Origin of the sequence: Streptomyces malaysiensis subsp. samsunensis (assembly GCF_024519315.1) — a bacterium.
GTDB lineage: Bacteria > Actinomycetota > Actinomycetes > Streptomycetales > Streptomycetaceae > Streptomyces > Streptomyces malaysiensis.
Window position 1 is genome coordinate 1 of sequence record NZ_JANIIC010000199.1, and the last position, 1,803, is coordinate 1,803.

Annotated in this window: 1 protein-coding gene; it reads right to left on the bottom strand. The window is 72.5% G+C overall.

Annotated elements, in window-relative coordinates:
• The coding region (locus tag NQU54_RS48440; RefSeq protein ID WP_257636634.1) for an SDR family NAD(P)-dependent oxidoreductase at positions 1-1,788 on the bottom strand (1,788 nt) is incomplete at its 3' end.
• Positions 1,789-1,803 lie beyond the last annotated feature (15 nt).

Genomic DNA, 1,803 nt, shown 5'->3' on the forward strand with positions numbered 1-1,803 from the left:
GATACCGGCGATGGAGGAGAAGAGAATGAAGGCGTCCAGGGGGTCGGACGACTCGTCGAAGAGGGAGTCGAGGTGCGTCGCCCCGGCCGTCTTCGCCTCCACGACACGGGCGAATTCCGACAGGTCCCCGTCGGTGCCGGGCTCCTGGGAGACCCCGGCCGTGTGCACCACGGCCCGCACCGGTGCACCCTCCGCCGCAAGCCCCGCCACCAGCGCCTCAAGGGCCTCGCGGTCGGCCACGTCGCACGCCTCGACGGTCACGGCGGTACCGGTCCCGGACAACTCGGCCACGATCTCGGCCGCACCCGGGGCCTCACGGCCACGACGGCTGAGCAACACCAGCCGCTCGGCTCCATGAGCGGCCAGCCAGCGGGCCATCTGCCGCCCCAGCGCACCCGTACCACCGGTCACCAGCACCGTGCCGCGCGGCGTCCACGGCTCGACGCCGGCCGCGTCCCGTGGAGCCCGCACCACCCGCCGTACGAAAACCCCGGCGGCACGGATCGCCACCTGATCCTCACCGCTCATCCCGGTGAGCACACCCGCGAGCCGGTCCAGCGCACGCCGGTCCGGCGACTCCGGCAGATCGACCAGACCGCCCCACCGCTCCGGCCAACCCAGGCCCACGGCCCGGCCGAAGCCCCAGAGCTGCGCCTGCGTCACGCTGTCCAACCGGTCCGCACCACCGATCGAGACCGCACCCCGGGTCGCACACCACACCCGCGCCGAGGCATAGCCGTCCCGCTGTTCCAGCGCCTCGACCAGCGCACCGGTCAACGCGAGGCCGACGGGTACCGCCGGATGCCCCGGATGCGGACGCTCATCCAGCCCGAGCAACGACAGGACTCCGGCCACCGGACCATCGACCACCGCCGACGCGAGCCGCCCGGCGAGCAGCTCCGCATCGGTATCCGCCACGTCCAGTTCGGCCCGCACCACCCGCACCCCGCGGCGCGTCAGATCATCGGCCACCGCGGCGACCCAGGCGTCGTCCCCATGAGCTGCCGGAACGGCCAGCAGCCAGCTGCCCGCCAACGCGGCCACCCCCGAGGGACCGCCCGGCAACCGGGACTGGGGCCTCCAGACGACGTCGTACAGACGGCCGTCGGCCGTGGACAGCTCCCGCTGCTCACGACGCCACGACGACAGAGCGGGCAGCACGGCGCTCAGCGGCTGATCACCCTCGACCTGGAGCTCACCGGCGAGCGCCTCCCAGTCCCCGCGCTCCACCGCCTCCCAGAAGCGCCCTTCGACCACATTGACAACCGACGCCTCCGGTGCCGCCGCCTCCGCCTCCGGAGGGGCCTCCAGCCAGTACCGGCGGCCCTGGAACGCGTACGTCGGCAGGTCGATCCGGTCGGCTCCGGTGCCCGCGAAGAACGCGGCCCAGTCCACCGCCACACCACGCACATGCGCCCGCGCCACGGCCGTCGTCAGCGACTCCGCCTCGCCACGCTCCTTGCGCAGCACGGAAACGAAGGCAGCCCCCTCACCGGTCACACACTCCTGCGCCGCCGCGGTGAGCACACCATCCGGACCCAACTCGACAAACGTAGCGACACCCTTGGCCTCCAGAGCCCGCACCCCATCGAGGAAGCGGACGGCTTCCCGCACATGGCGCACCCAGAAGTCCGGACTCGTGACCTCCTCCGCCGACACCACGGCACCGGTGAGATTGGACACGATCGGGATCCGCGGGGCCTCGTACGTCAGCCCCTCGGCCACCTCACGGAACGCCTCCAGCATCCCGTCCATCCGCGGCGAATGGAACGCGTGACTCACCGTCAGCCGCTTGGCCTTCCG